Source organism: Thalassotalea sp. 273M-4, assembly GCF_041410465.1.
Classification (GTDB): domain Bacteria; phylum Pseudomonadota; class Gammaproteobacteria; order Enterobacterales; family Alteromonadaceae; genus Thalassotalea_A; species Thalassotalea_A aquiviva.
In genome coordinates this window covers 1,313,792-1,330,535 of record NZ_CP166961.1, presented here as the reverse complement: position 1 = coordinate 1,330,535, position 16,744 = coordinate 1,313,792, and the positions used below count along the sequence as shown (strand labels likewise).

Sequence of the window (16,744 nt, the reverse complement as noted above, 5' to 3'; positions counted from 1 at the left end):
CGCAATAAAAACCTTTATCCACTGCTCGGTTGCGTTAGATTAGCGGCGATTATTTTTCAATCGAATCGGCGCGAAAACGGATGCGTCCTTATAACCCAAGTTTTTATCACCATTTAGTGGTTTTATATCTAGGTTGCCAATAAAATGCTCTCGGTATTGACTGCCGTCATTATCACAATACGCTAACATAAAACCTAGGGTCTTGTCCGCGGTTAAAGTAACCGGTTTATTATCGGCTTTATTTAAAGCAAAAGTGTCGTCATAAATAGCAATGGCTACTTCCCAATGTAAAGTGTTTTCTTGCCCGTGTTGTGCTTTCCATGCCGACTTAATATGATCATTTAGTAAAATAAAGTTAGTACTGCCATCGGCCAAGTTCGGTCCTATGTCGGCCACTTGATTATCTAAACCAATATGATAAGCAAATGCATTAAAATTAAATTGATGATCACCACCTGAGTTATCTTCATCAACAAAAATTTCCAAACAATCATCGTCCCAATACATGTAGGTTGGATCGCGATGTTGATCAAATAAAATATTGTCTTTAATTTCCGCTGCTAAATATAAATACTGCTGATCCCAGCTTAACTTATAGCGGCCCTGAAAATCATTTGCATCAGGCATACCGCCAATAATCGGTTTATCGATGGGTAACCATGGGGTATTTTGCCAAACCGTTTCAGTTAACTGACCATCAATGGTCATAGCTTCATTTGCTTTATATACATACGTTACTGGCTCAGTACTGGCGAGTAAACTCGTGCAAGGGTTAAGTAAGGCTAAGGAAGCGAATAATGGGGCAGAAAATTTATACATACATTGAGATATATTGGCTTAATTGATGCCTATATATTACCCCTTTTTTTGTTTCTTTTTGTGAAAATCATGGCAAAAATCGACGAAAAGGATGCTTTTATCGTCATTTCTTTAAAATAAAACCTTTTAATCGTCATCGTTTGCTCCCTTACAAAGTTTCTCGACTAAAAGCGTCCACCAATGCATCAAGCCTTTGTAGACATTATGGGTTAAGGATTTGATGGATTAGTTTTCGCACTTGTGATCTTAATATATCGTGATGAGTGCGTTGATGCCATATTTGGTAGATGGTCACCGCAGGGAGTTCTAGTGGTGGTTCACAACACACCAAATTGCCATGTTCATTCATCGCCTGTAAGGCGACAGAATTGAGACATGTTAATAGATAATTGGTTTGGCTAACCACCTTGGCTGGCACCATAAAACTTGACAAGCCACAAACCACATGACGTTTTTTACCAATTTTTGCCAGTGCTTTATCGACCATGCCATTTAAGTCGCCTGTTAATGTGGTCACAATGTGCTGACAGGCTACATAGTCGTTTAACGTAAGTGTCCGTTGAATAATGGGATGTTCTGCTCTGACCAACACTTGCATATGTTCTTGGGCCAGTTTTTGTTGGAAAAAAGTCGTTGGCAAATCATTGTAAAAGCCTGCAATAGCAATATCACATTGCCCATTTTCAAGCATTTTTCGAGGCAGTACCCCGTTGGTGTTATGGGTAACGACTTGTACTTTTGGCATTAATGACTGCATGGCTGGTAGTAATTTGGGTAGCAACAAACTTTCCATATAATCGGTACTGTATATATGAATGATGTCATTAACTTCAGATATAGGGGTGCGTAATTCATCCTGATAAAAGAGATCGATATCCGATATTAGTCGAGACACCTTGGTAGCAATGGCATGCGCTTTAGGCGTTGGCACTAGCGTATTCGTGCCACGAACAAACAGCGGATCATCAAATTCTTTTCGCAATTTATTTAGTCGATGACTCAAAGCCGGCTGACTAATTGCCAACCTTTTGGCGGCTTCAATGGCTGAGCCTTCTTGATATAACAGATGAAATAAATACAACAAATTTATATCTTTGTTAGCGATATTCATATTTTGAAATTGATATATAAATTATATTCATTATTTAATTGTAGTTATTCGCTCTAAAATACCCACCTTAATAATTGGTTTGCTGTACAGGTCATCTATTCTTTAAACGAGTTAGACCAAAATACAAACAATGATACAAACGATTCGATCCCACAAATTTAAACGGTTTATCTTAATAGCGGCATAGCAATATCAAGGTAAGACCTAATGGCATCTTAGATGCAAATATTTAATGTTAATTGTGTAAACCCGAGTTTAGGTTTTTACACATCGAGAATTTTTATGAATAACACAGTGTTTAATATGTTTAAGCAAGCTCTGGCTTTCAAAAACGAATCTAGATCACGCAGGCTTTTGTCGTACGCTTTAGTGGTTCTGTTTACTAGCACTTCAATCGCAAGCAAGGCTACACCAAACTTGCCACCGTTGCATGATAGTGCTCTTGATATTGTGGTTGAGCTGCCCTTTCGACCGGGAAATGTCAGCGTTACCACCTCCGGCCGAGTATTTGCGACGATTCACCCTTTCGCAGGTGAACGTGGTGTACAACTGATTGAAATAAAGCCAAAAGGTAAATATCAACCTTGGCCTTCAAATGCCCTTCAATCTCCTGAGGGCTCATACTCAGCCAAGACCATTGATAGCCCATTAGGAATTACTGATGACAAACAAGGTGGTTTATGGATTGTCGATATGGGCAACCACCTTGGCTATACTCGAATTTGGGGCTTTGATATTGAAACGGGTAACGTTATCGCTAAGATTAATTTGCCTAAAGAAATTGTGCCAGCAACCAGTTTCGTGCAAGATTTAGTGGTAGATCGCCAACGAGGTTGGATTTACCTAGCAGACCTTGCAAACCCGAGTATTATCAGTGTTGAGTTATCAACGCAGAATGTTCGCCGTTTCAGTGACCATCCTGGATTACAACCAGAAGCGGGGGCCACCATGATCATTAACAACGAACCGGTGTTATTTGCCGGTCAACCAGCCCATTCAGGTATTAACCCGATCACTTTATCAGATGATGGTGAAACCTTATTCTTTGGCGCCATGAATGGTACTTCTTGGTATCGTTTACCTACAATTGGCTTACGTCAACAAAGTAGCGATAAAGCGATAAAAGCGAGCGTTAACAAAGTAGGTGCTAAACCTATTTCTGATGGTGCGACAACGGATAAAATGGGCATTCATTATTTTACCAACCTAAATGCAAATGGAATCGATATATTATCAAAAAATGGTAGGTTAACGCCGTTGCTTAGAGATCCCAGATTAGACTGGCCAGATAACGTTTCTGTAAGTGCCGATAACTGGCTATATATCTCAGTTAACCAATTGCATAAGTCCACCCCGTTTAGTGGCAGCGATAAAGGCCAAGCACCGTATTTTATATACCGATATAAACTCAAGTAATTTTTTTATTACACAGTAAAAACACATTCTCCGTCATGCTCACTCTGTGACGGCTCGTTATTAAAGGCAAAAAAATGACCACAAATTTATTCGAACCATTCAAGCTTAATGACACCATTACGCTTTCCAATCGTATTATTATGGCGCCACTTACACGTTGTATGGCGGATGAAAACTTAGTACCAACCCAACTAATGGCTGATTATTACGCTCGCAGAGCCGATACTGGCCTAATCGTGTCAGAAGCAACCATTATTCGCCCTGACGGTCAAGGCTACCCGAATACACCAGGTATTTTCACTCCAGAACAAATCGCTGGATGGCGCCAAGTTACCGATGCCGTGCATGCTCAAAATGGCAAAATATTTGCCCAGTTATGGCATACCGGTCGCCTAGCTCATCCATACTTTTTCAACAATGGTGACGTACTTGCGCCATCGGCGATAGGCATTGACGGTAGCGTACCACGACAACGTGAGCTGCAATACCAAACGCCTAAAGCTGCAGATCTGGATGATATTAAGCAATTGATCATAGATTATCGCCAAGCTGCGATAAATGCGCTAGAAGCCGGTTTTGATGGGGTTGAAATTCATGGCGCCAATGGTTATCTACTTGATCAATTTTTACATTATTCAAGTAACATTCGTGACGATGAATTTGGTGGTAGTGCTGAAAACATGGCGCGTTTTGCGCTTGCGGTTATTGATGCGGTCATTAATGCTATTGGTGGTCATCGCACCGCATTACGGTTATCACCTGGCGGTTATCATTACATTGAAGAAAACATGAAAGACGCGCAAGTGTTCGATTATTTATTGTCCGAGTTAAATAAGCGAGATCTGGCCTACTTACACGTTGGGATATTTGATGACAGTATGGAGTTTGCTTCCTTAAAAAGCAGTGCGTCGGCTTATATACGTGCACGCTATGATAATACCTTAGTCGGTGTTGGTGGTTATACCGCACAATCTGGCAGTCAAGCCATTGCACAAGGCAAGTTTGACTTATTAGCCATTGGTCGACCGCTCATTGCCAACCCAGATTATGTACAAAAAGTTAAAACGGGTGAAGCTCTCACTGAATATAGTGATGAAATGCTGGCTAAACTGATTTAACTTGTATAACCATTTTATCGGGCAACGATGAAGATTGGGCGAATACCCCAAAAAATATAGCCCCTTTAGTTTTAGCATAGGCTGACTAACAGGGGCGATGCATTGCTCGCTATGTCGTGTGCTAAAATTCTTTGACGGCAACATTTTTACAGCTGCGCTTCTTTTTTTTCATGTTTGTGTAAAACTTAGCGTTTTTAAAAATGAAAAAGTGGGGGTAACAGACAGAATCGATGAAGCATGTCTACTGATTACAAGTGGATTTTAACAATATGACCATCGGCGCCTGCTCCCCAGCAAATGGATTGATTGCACGCTAACGCCCAAGTATCTGTTACGCTAATAAGTTGCCATGTTTGGCTTGCCCTACTTAATGCCGCAATGCCCTCTGGGTTGCTAATAAAAATAAAGTCGTCGGTTATTGCTGAACCATAAATAGCGCCATGTAATGGTACCTCTGGTAGTGATGACCACTGCTTGGTGACAAAGTCATAAGTGTAAGCTTCTGCTGGCTTGTCTTTGGCGTTTAAACCACCGCCAAAAGCATAAACCGTGTTTTGTTGTATCTGCAAAGAAAAAATACCCGAAGCTTCGCCACCACTAAAAGGGGTCGTTATCGTCTGCCAAGGTTTGTCTGGTGCCTTAAATAAAATTCTGGGATTTTGATTATTGCCCGTACCAATGGCAATACTGCCGTCTTTATCCGAACTAATACAAGTACCACTTGCAGCAAATCCACCTTCGCCCTTTTCGGCATCAATACCTAATACCAACTCTTGCCAAGTTTGACCAAAATCGTCCGACTTTAAGGCAAAAAGTTTTCCCTCAACCGAATCACCATATAACCATAATTCAGCCGGGTTATGTTTCCCCTGAGTGACGCAGTCATAAAACGTACTGGGGTGAGAACCTTGTTGTACCAATTGCCAATGTTGACCTGCATCGTTGGAAAAATGCAATTGCGACTCGCTACCAAGCCCTGCTGCCATAAGAGATATTTTGCTACCATCAACTTCAATATCGCGAAACTGTTGATTAACGTTTAAAGAAGGAGGCTGAATTTTGTGCCAATCGTGGCCATTATTATGGGATCTAAATATGGCGGACTCGGTGCCACTGAGCCAAATATTGTGCCCGGATAAACTGATGGCTTGAAATCGAACATTTTCGCTCACCTTAATAGTTTCAACAGTGATGTCAAAACCAGAGTCCGACGCAAAACAAGGGGTAGAGCTTGAGTAGGTCAATGCTGCCAAAGCAAAGATAAGACGTTTATACATTTACAAAGCCAACGTTATTATTGTTATGAAATAACTACTCTAAGTAACCTAAAACAAAAACACCAGCAATAAAACCTTTGCGTAATTATTTTAAAGAATTTAAATAGGATTGAATGGTATCAATTACCCCGTTATCGGTATTGGCTGGGGCGAGAAAACGGGCATATTGCTTAATTTCAAGTTCGGCATTTTCGACCGCATACGAATGGTAACTGGCTTTAAACATGTCAATGTCATTATAATTATCGCCAAAGCTCATGGTTTGCTCGAAGCTAAAATCCAAATGAGTTTGTAAAAACCGAATGGCTTCACCTTTAGAGGCCTTTATATTCATCACATCAAGCCATATATGACCACTTACCACCACTTGATGATTTAAAAATGACTGCTTAAAAGTGGGTAATAAGTGCTCCTTAACCCCATTAAAATGGCAAACTGAGACCTTTACAATGTCATCTTTTATCTTGGTTAAATCGTCAACCCAATGACAATCAAAACAAAATTTTCGAATTGTTTTTTCGGCTACTTGATCTCGAGTTTCGATATAAGATTGTTTTTTACCATTAAGCACTAAGTGCGCTCCTGGCATTGTTCGAGCAAGGCAAATAACCTCGAGTACGGTATCAAAGTCTAAACCACAACTGTAAAGTTCTTCACCTTTGTGCATGACTAAAGTGCCATTTTCGGCAATAAAAAGCATGTCATCTTTAATTGGCTCAAAAAAAGATATCAAACTATGGTATTGGCGACCTGATGCAGCTGCAAACATGATCCCATGATGTTGTATTTGCTCAAATAATTGGAAAAATCTGGGATGCAAGCTGTAATCATCATCCAACAACGTTCCATCCATATCGGAGGCAATAAATTTTATCAATTTCGTATTCAAAGCTCAGAAAATTATTATAACTAATAGGTTTATATCTTAACGAGAATATCGTTTTATAACACCCAGCAACAGAAAAATCTTAGATCTTAAATCAAAAAACGACCCTACCCGAGCTCTTGCACCCCACCTCCTGAAATAGTTAAAATTTGTCCGCTGATCCACTTAGATGCTGGAGCACACAGAAATAAAGCCGCATTAGCCATATCTTCTGGCTCTCCTAGTCGTTTAATTGGCGTTTCTTTAAGCATGGCAGTTTCAATTTCTGGGGTTAACACACTTTTTAAAGCATCGGTTTTGGTTGCGCCTGGTGCAATCGCATTTACCCTTATATTTTTATCGCCTAAATCAAAGGCAATATTGCGGGTTAAATGATTCGCAGCCGCTTTTGATGAAGCATACGATGCCATGCGTTGGTTCTTATTTTCACCGGCCATGGAAGTGATTGTTAAAATGGCGCCGCCACCAGCCTTGTCCATATGAGGAGCGGCAAGTTGGCATAAACGAAAAACAGAGAACACGTTTAGCTCAAAAGCCCAATGCATATCTTTCATAGGCATATCAAATGGTTTAGGACCTCCACCACCAGCATTGTTGACTAACGTGGTTAATGAACCAAAGGCGGCAACCGTATCGCGGATCACATTTTCTAAGTCATCGGCTTTGGTAATATCACATTGTAAACTTATTGCCTGACCACCTTGTTGGTTAATTCCCTCGGCAACTAGGTCGGCCGTTTCTTTATGTAAATCCGATACCGCTACTTTCGCACCAGCGCTAGCAAAGGTTTCGGCAATGGCTCGACCGATGCCTGCCCCCGCCCCGGTGATCAGAGCGACAGCGCCATCCATTCGAAAATCTGCAGGGTTAAACATAGTTACCTCATGTGGTTTATCAGATGGGAAATGTACCCATAAAAATAGTTGCAGAGGCTCTTAATAACAAGTTAGTAAATAATCAAATACCGTTTCGAGGAGCTAGAGTTACAGCGAAATAGGTTAAGATTTACTGGTCATTTTTACGTTCTAATTGGCGCAACGGCATGCTGTTGATAAGGGCAATGATTTGGTCAAGTTGAAAGGTTTGCATTTTATAACGCGCTTTTAATTTTCCATCGAGTCCAACTAACCATACATGGTCTTGTTGCCAGTATTGATGGATAAGTAGATCTTGGTCGTTATCGGAAAGGCGTTGTAATCTGGTTTCATTGACCTGGTAATAGGCATTGCCATTAATGAGGGCAATAATAGCGAATTTGTATTCATCTTTTACCGATTGGTCTATAACGGGTAATTGGGCTTGGGAAGGTACGTTAAAAATAAGCAAACGGTATTGCCAACGAGAGTTTGATAAAGTAAACAAGCCCTGTTGTTCTCGATGGCCATTATCTTCAATGTTTGGTTGAGTAGCCTTTGCGTCAACCGTTATAGCAAAGTAACTCAATAAAAAAATAGCACACCATGCAAACAGGGTTAAGGCATTAGGTTGTTTGGGCTGCTTTAGCTCAATTAGTGAAGTACCCATAAGAGTCGTCATTTACTCTGAGATTGAAACGTTAAACGTCTTTCACTCAACGTTTAAATCCGACAAATTGAAAAAAACACTCACTGCAACGCAGTAGATGCTTTATCACAGTGAGTATTTTCAAATATTAAGAATTAGCGGTTAAGTCAACTAAACTGGCTTCGGGTGCGTTTTTCATCACCGACTTAATGCCATTGTCACGAGATGATTCTGACTCGTATGATTGACTACTACCAATAACTTGATGATTCCCAGATTTCAGATTAAAGGAAAACTTACCCGAGGCCGTCGTTTTACGTTGAAATCGGCCGTCTTCAGGCGCATTTTTCTTTACCGACTCAATACCGTTTAGGCAACTGGCCTTGGCTTTATAACCTTCACTGGCAAGAATATTTTGCCCATTCGAGGCTTTTAAGCGAAAACGATATTCGTTTGCTTTATCCCTATAAACTTCAAACTTTCCAGACATATTACACCCCCTTTGGTGTGATTACTCAATGCTAACATTTATAGAACAAGACAACTGTTACTTTGCCATCTTGGCGATAGTTCGGTAAATAACATAGTCGGCACTGATCACAGGTTGACTGCCGGTATAAGTTACTGACATCTGCATATCCATATTTGTAAGTTTTTAGTCACGGTAACAATTGCTCAACGAACGAGGCTCGTCACTATTGTTCACTTTTGTGTTGGGTTTGCAACACCATGCTTGTGTGTTCCAATGACAGAGTAAGCACTTAAATTTGCAACCATAATGCAATTTAGTACGTACTACGCCAATGACAACAAAACAAGGTAAAGTATAGACCTGATATATAAGAAACGTTAAAGGATGAAAAATATTGTCCCTATCAAAAAGCTGATTAAGGGGACTGTTTATAATAAAGCCGAGGTTTTCAGCTAAAGGTAACACCTGTGGCATGAAGAAATAAAACCAAGTTAAGTCATGGTTGTATTTAGTAAGCTTAATAAAACATGATACAAAACGTTGTCTAACCTCGTTTGCGAGTATATTTTTATGTCACAAAAACCGTTTAGTTTTGGGGAGCAACTGGTGAGTCACTTGGAGGCTGCCTTAGATGGTGGGGTAGATTTCTAAAATAACTTAGCTGATACCGTCCACCTAAAGTGTATAGCAAAAGACATAAAAAAGCCCAGAGCATTGAATTCTCTGGGCTTTTTGGACTTTATCGGTTCTTATTGAACCTTGAATTGGTGCGGATGGAGGGACTCGAACCCTCACGCTGTTAAGCACAGCCCCCTCAAGGCTGCGTGTCTACCAATTCCACCACATCCGCTAAAATTGAGGCTAATTAGTTAGGCACGTCACTTTCAGACTTGTCATCGTTTGGTACGTCTGAGGCTGGTGGCTCAACACTTTCTAATTGCTCAGCAGCTGGAACTTGAAAATTGTTCAAGTCATCAACTTGTTGTGTACGCTGAGCCGTTAAGTTACCTAATACTAAGCTGAATAAGAAAAACATTGTAGCCAAGATTGACGTCGTTCTTGACATGAAATTGGCTGAACCACTTGAACCAAATACGGTTGCTGAAGAGCCTGCGCCAAAAGAAGCGCCCATGTCCGCACCTTTACCTTGTTGGATTAAAATAAAACCAACTAAGATTAATGCGTTAATTAAGTAGAGTACGATTAATACTTGATACAACATTTTAACTAGTTCCTATACTGCTAAGCAGATTTTTTTAAATTCTTCAACTTTTAAGCTCGCGCCGCCTACCAGACCACCGTCGATATCAGCTTGAGAAAATAATTCTTTTGCGGTTTCCGCGTTTACACTACCACCGTATAACAATGGAACTTTTTGTGCAACATCAGCATCTTGTTCAGCAAGATAAGAGCGGATAAACTCGTGTGTTTCTTGTGCCATTGCAGCGGAAGCAGTTTTACCTGTACCGATAGCCCAAACTGGCTCGTATGCTACAATGATGTCAGCAAATTTTTCAATACCAACTTTTTCAATAACTGGTGCCATTTGAGAAGCCAATACTTCGTTAGTACGACCGCTCTCACGCTCTTCTAGAGTCTCACCAATACAGAATAACGGCGTTAGACCATGGTTTAGCGCGGTTTCAACTTTAGCAGCGATTAGCTCATCTGATTCACCGTAGATACTACGACGTTCAGAGTGACCAAGAATCACGTATTGTACATTCAAATCATTCAGCATTAAAGCAGAAAGTTCACCGGTAAAGGCACCACTTTCGTTTTCATTGATGTTTTGAGCACCACAGGCAACATTGGCATTATCAATGACTGCGTTCATCGCTGCCATGTAAGGGGCTGGTGTAGAAATGATAACTTGATTGTCACCAAAATTTTCACCGTTTAAACCTGCACTGATTTCTTTTACTAACGCTAAGTTGCCGTTCATTTTCCAGTTCGCGGCAATGATAGTTTGTCTTTTCATAATAATTTCCATAATTAAGACCGGCGAGATATTACCTATCTTATAAACAACTTACAAGATATAAAAAACACAACCGGTTCGATTGATTAAATTACCAACAGCTGAGTTAAAAATTAATCGACTCAGTCTACCTGTTTAACTTTTTCCGCAATTCGATTTGCAAGATCGGTTACGGTGTTTAAATTTGGTCCTTCCACCATCACTCTAATTAAAGGTTCGGTGCCAGATTTACGTAACAATACACGACCTTGACCTTCAAGTTCCTGCTCTACGTCAATAACGGACTGTTTTACTGCTTGATCTTCTAATGGATTGTTGTGACCACTAAATCGCACATTAACCAAAACTTGGGGCAACATGGTCAAGCCTTTTCTTAGTTGGCTTAGTGTTTTACCCGACTGGCTGACGGCCTGCAATACGTTTAACGCGGCTATAATACCATCGCCCGTAGAACTGCAATTTAAATTAATAATATGACCCGAGTTTTCAGCGCCTAATTGCCACCCCTGCTCTTTTAGCAACTCCATCACATAACGGTCACCTACTTTTGCACGGACAAAATCAATATTCAACTCTTTTAGCGCCAATTCAAGGCCCATGTTACTCATTAACGTACCAACCACACCGCCTTGCAATTGATTATGGTATTGCGCGTGTTTGGCAATGATGTAAATCAACTCATCACCGTCTAGCACTTCACCGTTTTGATCAACCATCATTAAGCGATCACCGTCGCCATCTAACGCAATACCTAAATCGGCTTGATGCTCTAAGACTAAGCGACTGATGTTGTTCATTGCGGTCGCGCCGCAATCGTCATTAATATTTACCCCATTTGGTTTGGTGGCAAATTCAACCACTTCAGCGCCTAGCTCGCGAAAGACACTCGGAGCAATGTGATAGGTAGCGCCATTGGCGCAATCGACCACAATTTTTAAGCCATTAAGGTTTAAATCTGATGGGAAGTTACTCTTACAAAACTCAATATAACGCCCTGCGGCATCGTCAATGCGTACGGCTTTACCTAATTTAGCCGAATGCACACAATCCATTTCTTCGTCAATCATCGCCTCGATATCAAGCTCTACTTGATCAGGCAGTTTTTCACCAGTGGTTGAGAAAAACTTAATTCCGTTGTCGTAAAATGGGTTATGTGATGCGCTGATCACAATACCAGCTTCCGCTCGAAACGTTTTGGTTAAGTAAGCAACCGCTGGCGTTGGCATTGGCCCCATTAAACAAATATCGATACCGGCAGCAGAAAAGCCCGCTTCTAAAGCCGATTCAAGCATATAACCTGAAATCCGCGTATCTTTACCAATTAGTACTTTTTTAGTTCCCTGACCGGCCAATACTTTACCGGCAGCCCAACCCAACTTCATCACAAATTCAGGTGAAATCGGGGCTTTACCAACGAGTCCTCGAACACCGTCAGTACCAAAATATTTTCTTGATGACACGTACTACTCTCCTAAGTATTATTATTGTCTTTGTGACCTTGCTGACATTGTAAGGTCATTGTGAGTACTTTTAATGCATCAGATGTTTCTTTAACATCGTGTACTCGTATGATTTTAGCACCATTTATAGTGGCTAGCACCGCAGCCGACAAGCTCCCTGCTAGGCGCTCTGAAACATCTCGGTTAAGTAAATTGCCGATCATCGATTTTCTTGAAATACCGGCTAAAATTGGTCGCTGTAATGCCAAAATAGTCTTTTGCTCGGCGAGCAATTGATAATTTTGCTCTAGAGTTTTTCCAAAACCGTAACCTGGGTCTAGAATTATTCTTTCGCCACTAATTCCCACCTTTGCACAGGCTTTAATCCGTTGATTAAAAAATTCAATCACGTCTTCAGTTACATTGTCATATTGTGGGTTTACTTGCATGGTGCGTGGCAGTCCTTGCATGTGCATTAAACATACGGGTAAGTTGGTTTTTGCCACCACCTCTAAACAGCCGGGGTTTTGCAATGCCCGTACATCATTAATTAAACCAATACCGGCCTCAATACCAGCCTGCATCACGTTTGCTTTACTGGTATCGAGTGAAATAATGGTATCAAAGCGTTGATTGATCGCTTCAATGACCGGGATCACCCGGTCGATTTCAACATCTGTGCTCACCTCGGCGGCACCTGGGCGGGTAGACTCACCGCCAATATCAATAAGACTGGCGCCATTTTCAAGCATATCTTCCACTTGAAATAATGCGTTATCGATACTGGAAAACTGGCCACCATCAGAAAAAGAATCTGGGGTCACATTTAAGATCCCCATGACCTGAACATTAGATAAGTTTAATTGTTTGTCACCAAAGTGAAATAAGTCAGACATCGTGTCTCTGTATATTATTTGAATGGGTTGGTCTGTTTACGCGGTGCAATGCACGACACCGGTAAATTATAAAGAAGGCAATAATAGCAGATCAATAGCGATATATAAATGTATGGGGCGAGATCAATTACACAACAATAAAAAACCCGCCATGTAGGCGGGTTTGTTAAATTGCGTCGTGATTAACTTGCTGGAACATCGTCTGGCTTGTTAACGTCTGGACTTGGACTACTAGAATCTGAACCAGATGTATTTGATGAATCTTCATCACCATAGCCTTTTGGTGCACGCACCGGAACACGAGCCATTAAGTCATCGATTTGCAATGCATCAATGGTTTCATAAGTCATTAGAGCATCTTTCATCGCATGCAAAATATCCATATTGTTTTTCAAGATATCTTCAGCACGCTTATAATTACGCTCAATCACCGAACGAATTTCTTCGTCAATTTCTTTCGCGGTGTCATCCGACATATGTTTCACTTTACTTGCCGTACGACCAAGGAATACTTCACCTTCTTCTTCGGCATAAAGCATTGGCCCCATTTTTTCTGATAAACCCCACTGAGTCACCATTTTACGAGCAATTTCAGTTGCACGCTCAATATCGTTTGACGCACCGGTTGAGACTTTATCTGAACCATAAATAATGTCCTCGGCAATACGACCACCATAAAGTGATGAAATCATACTCTCTAGGTGCATTTTTGAATGACTCACTCGATCTTGCTCTGGCAGATACATAGTAACCCCCAATGCACGACCGCGAGGAATAATACTTACTTTATAAACAGGATCATGCTCAGGTACCATACGACCAACAATGGCGTGACCGGCTTCATGATATGCGGTCATTTCTTTTTCCGCTTCGCTCATTACCATAGAGCGACGTTCACTACCCATCATGATCTTGTCTTTGGCTTTTTCAAATTCCACCATTGACACCAATCGACGGCTAGTACGAGCGGCAAATAAAGCCGCTTCGTTAACTAGGTTGGCTAAGTCTGCACCTGAAAACCCTGGTGTACCACGAGCAATAACCGCTGCATTAACATCGTCAGCAATCGGAACTTTGCGCATATGGACTTTTAAAATTTGTTCACGACCACGGATATCAGGTAAACCCACCGTAACTTGACGGTCAAATCGACCTGGGCGCAGTAATGCAGGGTCTAGTACATCCGGTCGGTTAGTGGCAGCAATAACAATAACCCCTTCGTTACCTTCAAAACCATCCATTTCAACGAGCATTTGGTTCAAAGTTTGTTCACGCTCATCATGACCACCACCAAGACCTGCGCCACGTTGGCGACCTACGGCATCGATTTCATCGATAAAGATAATACAAGGTGCAGACTTTTTCGCTTGATCGAACATGTCACGTACACGTGAAGCACCAACACCGACAAACATTTCAACAAAGTCGGAACCTGAGATAGAGAAAAACGGAACTTTGGCTTCACCGGCAATGGCTTTGGCCAGTAACGTTTTACCTGTACCTGGTTGACCAACCATTAAAATACCTGATGGAATACGACCACCGAGCTTTTGAAATCTAGACGGATCTTTTAAGTATTGAACAAGCTCTGCTACTTCTTCTTTGGCTTCGTCACAACCTGCGACATCGGCAAAGGTGGTTTTAATTTGATCGTCAGATAATAAACGCGCTTTTGACTTACCAAAGCTCATCGCGCCTTTACCGCCACCGCCTTGCATTTGGCGCATAAAGAATATCCAAATACCGATAAGCAGTAACATTGGGAACCAGTTAATGAAGATGCTCGCCAGTAGGCTTGGTTCTTCTGGCGGTACCCCTTTAACTTGAACGTTATGTTTGATCAAGTCGTCCAATAATTTCGGGTCGTACTGGGTTGGGATTAAAGTGGAAAACGTCTGTCCATTGCGCTTAACCCCAGTTATTATCCCATTTGATTCAATTTCAACCGAACTGACTTGATCCTGAATAACTTGGTTAATAAATGTGGTGTAATCGAGTTGAGAATCAGCCTTATTGCCCGGAGTAAAACTCTGGAATACTGACATTAATACAATGGCTATGACTAACCACAAAATGAGATTTTTTACCATATCGCTCAAGTTGAGAACCTCTTATTTATTTATTGCGATGTTGCATATGTTGTAAGCAACTTGTTTTAATAAACTGTACTACAGTTTGTAGCCAGTAGCTACTATATATACTTCCCGTGATCTAGGGCGGGATGATTCCGGCTTGCGGGTTTTTACCACCTTAAAGCTATTACGAACGTCTTTCATATATTGTTCAAAACCTTCGCCCTGAAATACTTTTACCACGAAACTGCCATCTTTTTTAAGCACCTGATGACACATATCGAGCGCTAATTCGACTAAATACATATTTCGTGCCTGATCTGTGGTTTCATTGCCACTAAAGTTATGTGCCATATCTGACATCACAACATCGACATTGCGCCCACCAATTTTGTCTAGCAGTGCGTTAAGAACCGCGTCTTCACGAAAGTCGCCTTGCAAAAACGCCACGCCAGGTAACGATTCCATCGGTAAAATATCACAAGCGATTACCTGACCCTGATCTTGAAGCACTTTTACTGCATACTCTGACCAACCACCAGGGGCCGCCCCTAAATCAACAACATTCATGCCGGGTTTGATCAGCTTATCTTTGTTATTGATTTCTTCAATTTTAAAAACAGCCCGTGAGCGCAGACCAAGTTTTTGCGCTTTTTTTACATATTCGTCGTCAAAATGCTCTTGCATCCAACGATTTGAACTCACAGATCTTGATTTTTTTGCTTTACTCATGAATTTTCGTAGTTTAATTAGTATTAATCAGAAGATGGCGTTAAAATATAGAGAATTCAAGTAACCTAACCGAATATTTTTTAAATGAATCTATCAAAGAAGCAAATTCAGCACCTTAGAGGGCTGGCCCACTCTTTAAAACCCATCGTTTTATTGGGTAATAATGGTTTAACCGAAGCGGTTATTGCGGAAATCGATTTCGCTTTAAACCACCATGAACTGATTAAAGTTAAAATTCCAACAGATGATCGTGAAGTAAAACAATTGATCATTGATGCTATTGTTAGAGAAACTGAATCGACTAAAGTTCAGAGTATTGGTAAAACCTTAATCATTTACCGTCAATCAGAAGAAAAGAAAATCGAAATTCCTAAGATTTAATCTTTTCTTAGCCATAAAAAAAGCGCGATGTTAATCTTCATTAACCGCGCTTTTTTTATATCCGTTAGTAGCTGATTGTAAAAAATAAGCCAATAACGTCTTGTTAAAGCGTTCACCATCTGTTGGGAAACTTGCCAACACCCAAGACAGGTGTTGGCGATAGCTTATTTGTGTTCTACCGAAATGATTTCGTATTCCACAACACCACCGGGTGTTTTGACTTCAACTTCAGAATCAACTGATTTTCCAATCAATGCTCTTGCAATCGGTGAACTTACACTGATGCGATTGTTTTTGATATCGGCTTCATCATCACCCACAATTTGATATGTGACTTCTTCGTCGGTGTCGATATTAAGCAAGGTTACCGTGACCCCAAATATCACCTTGTGAGTATTTGGGATTTTAGTTACATCGATAATTTGCGCATTGCCAAGTTTGCCTTCAATTTCTTGAATTCGACCTTCACAAAAGCCCTGCTCTTCACGAGCTGCGTGATATTCGGCGTTCTCTTTCAAGTCGCCGTGCTCACGAGCATCTGCAATTGACGCAACAATTTGCGGACGCTTAACAGATTTCAAATAGTTTAATTCTTCTCTGAGTGCATCTGCACCCTGAACAGTCATGGGAAACTGACTCAT

General features: G+C 41.0%; 17 protein-coding genes and 1 tRNA gene. 3 read left to right on the top strand and 15 right to left on the bottom strand.

The features are described from left to right. Nucleotides 1-39: 39 nt before the first annotated feature. Together ACAY00_RS05915 and ACAY00_RS05910 are read right to left on the bottom strand one after the other, a co-directional pair. On the bottom strand, nt 40-819 hold the full coding sequence (locus ACAY00_RS05915; protein ID WP_371378592.1) for a sugar-binding protein: 780 nt from the start codon (nt 817-819) through the stop codon (nt 40-42). Nucleotides 820-1,021: 202 nt separating this feature from the next. Beyond that, nucleotides 1,022-1,903 (bottom strand): LysR family transcriptional regulator, encoded by an 882-nt coding sequence (locus tag ACAY00_RS05910; protein WP_371378590.1) that lies wholly within the window; start codon nt 1,901-1,903, stop codon nt 1,022-1,024. Nucleotides 1,904-2,284: 381 nt separating this feature from the next. Between ACAY00_RS05910 and ACAY00_RS05905 the strand changes: the two genes are divergently transcribed. Next, complete coding sequence (locus ACAY00_RS05905) at nt 2,285-3,346, top strand: L-dopachrome tautomerase-related protein (RefSeq protein WP_371378587.1); 1,062 nt, start codon at nt 2,285-2,287, stop codon at nt 3,344-3,346. Between the two features lie 74 nt (nt 3,347-3,420). Further along, nucleotides 3,421-4,464 (top strand): alkene reductase, encoded by a 1,044-nt coding sequence (locus tag ACAY00_RS05900; RefSeq protein ID WP_371378584.1) that lies wholly within the window; start codon nt 3,421-3,423, stop codon nt 4,462-4,464. Between the two features lie 248 nt (nt 4,465-4,712). On the opposite strand, the gene ACAY00_RS05895 is transcribed toward ACAY00_RS05900, so the two are convergent. From ACAY00_RS05895 to rlmE, 12 genes are all read right to left on the bottom strand, one after another. After that, nucleotides 4,713-5,741, bottom strand: a complete 1,029-nt coding sequence (locus ACAY00_RS05895) for a kelch repeat-containing protein (RefSeq protein WP_371378581.1) — start codon at nt 5,739-5,741, stop codon at nt 4,713-4,715. An 85-nt stretch (nt 5,742-5,826) separates the two neighbouring features. Next, complete coding sequence (locus ACAY00_RS05890) at nt 5,827-6,618, bottom strand: Cof-type HAD-IIB family hydrolase (protein ID WP_371378578.1); 792 nt, start codon at nt 6,616-6,618, stop codon at nt 5,827-5,829. A gap of 116 nt (nt 6,619-6,734) precedes the next feature. Beyond that, nucleotides 6,735-7,502 carry a 7-alpha-hydroxysteroid dehydrogenase gene (gene hdhA / locus ACAY00_RS05885; RefSeq protein ID WP_371378575.1) on the bottom strand — a complete coding sequence of 256 codons (768 nt, stop codon included), beginning with the start codon at nt 7,500-7,502 and terminating at the stop codon, nt 6,735-6,737. Nucleotides 7,503-7,632: 130 nt separating this feature from the next. Next, the gene (locus tag ACAY00_RS05880) at nt 7,633-8,163 is read right to left on the bottom strand and encodes a DUF4174 domain-containing protein (protein WP_371378572.1); all 531 of its coding nucleotides are present in this window, start codon (nt 8,161-8,163) and stop codon (nt 7,633-7,635) included. Nucleotides 8,164-8,278: 115 nt separating this feature from the next. Further along, a complete protein-coding gene (locus ACAY00_RS05875; protein WP_371378569.1) occupies nt 8,279-8,620 on the bottom strand; it encodes a YegP family protein in 342 nt (113 codons plus the stop codon). A 747-nt stretch (nt 8,621-9,367) separates the two neighbouring features. Further along, nucleotides 9,368-9,452 (bottom strand) — tRNA-Leu (locus tag ACAY00_RS05870). Between the two features lie 15 nt (nt 9,453-9,467). Then, entirely contained in the window at nt 9,468-9,824 is a 357-nt protein-coding gene (gene secG / locus ACAY00_RS05865) for a preprotein translocase subunit SecG (protein WP_371378566.1), read from the bottom strand. Between the two features lie 12 nt (nt 9,825-9,836). Continuing rightward, nucleotides 9,837-10,583 (bottom strand): triose-phosphate isomerase, encoded by a 747-nt coding sequence (tpiA, locus tag ACAY00_RS05860; protein ID WP_371378562.1) that lies wholly within the window; start codon nt 10,581-10,583, stop codon nt 9,837-9,839. A 122-nt stretch (nt 10,584-10,705) separates the two neighbouring features. After that, entirely contained in the window at nt 10,706-12,043 is a 1,338-nt protein-coding gene (gene glmM, locus ACAY00_RS05855; RefSeq protein ID WP_371378559.1) for a phosphoglucosamine mutase, read from the bottom strand. Between the two features lie 11 nt (nt 12,044-12,054). Further along, entirely contained in the window at nt 12,055-12,918 is an 864-nt protein-coding gene (gene folP / locus ACAY00_RS05850; protein WP_371378556.1) for a dihydropteroate synthase, read from the bottom strand. 182 nt (nt 12,919-13,100) lie between these two features. Then, a complete protein-coding gene (gene ftsH / locus ACAY00_RS05845) occupies nt 13,101-15,017 on the bottom strand; it encodes an ATP-dependent zinc metalloprotease FtsH (protein ID WP_371378553.1) in 1,917 nt (638 codons plus the stop codon). 69 nt (nt 15,018-15,086) lie between these two features. Then, a complete protein-coding gene (rlmE, locus tag ACAY00_RS05840; RefSeq protein ID WP_371378550.1) occupies nt 15,087-15,722 on the bottom strand; it encodes a 23S rRNA (uridine(2552)-2'-O)-methyltransferase RlmE in 636 nt (211 codons plus the stop codon). An 84-nt stretch (nt 15,723-15,806) separates the two neighbouring features. Between rlmE and yhbY the strand changes: the two genes are divergently transcribed. After that, the gene (gene yhbY, locus ACAY00_RS05835; protein ID WP_371378546.1) at nt 15,807-16,103 is read left to right on the top strand and encodes a ribosome assembly RNA-binding protein YhbY; all 297 of its coding nucleotides are present in this window, start codon (nt 15,807-15,809) and stop codon (nt 16,101-16,103) included. 164 nt (nt 16,104-16,267) lie between these two features. Here yhbY and greA read toward each other — a convergent pair whose 3' ends face one another. After that, nucleotides 16,268-16,744 (bottom strand): transcription elongation factor GreA, encoded by a 477-nt coding sequence (greA, locus tag ACAY00_RS05830; RefSeq protein WP_371378543.1) that lies wholly within the window; start codon nt 16,742-16,744, stop codon nt 16,268-16,270.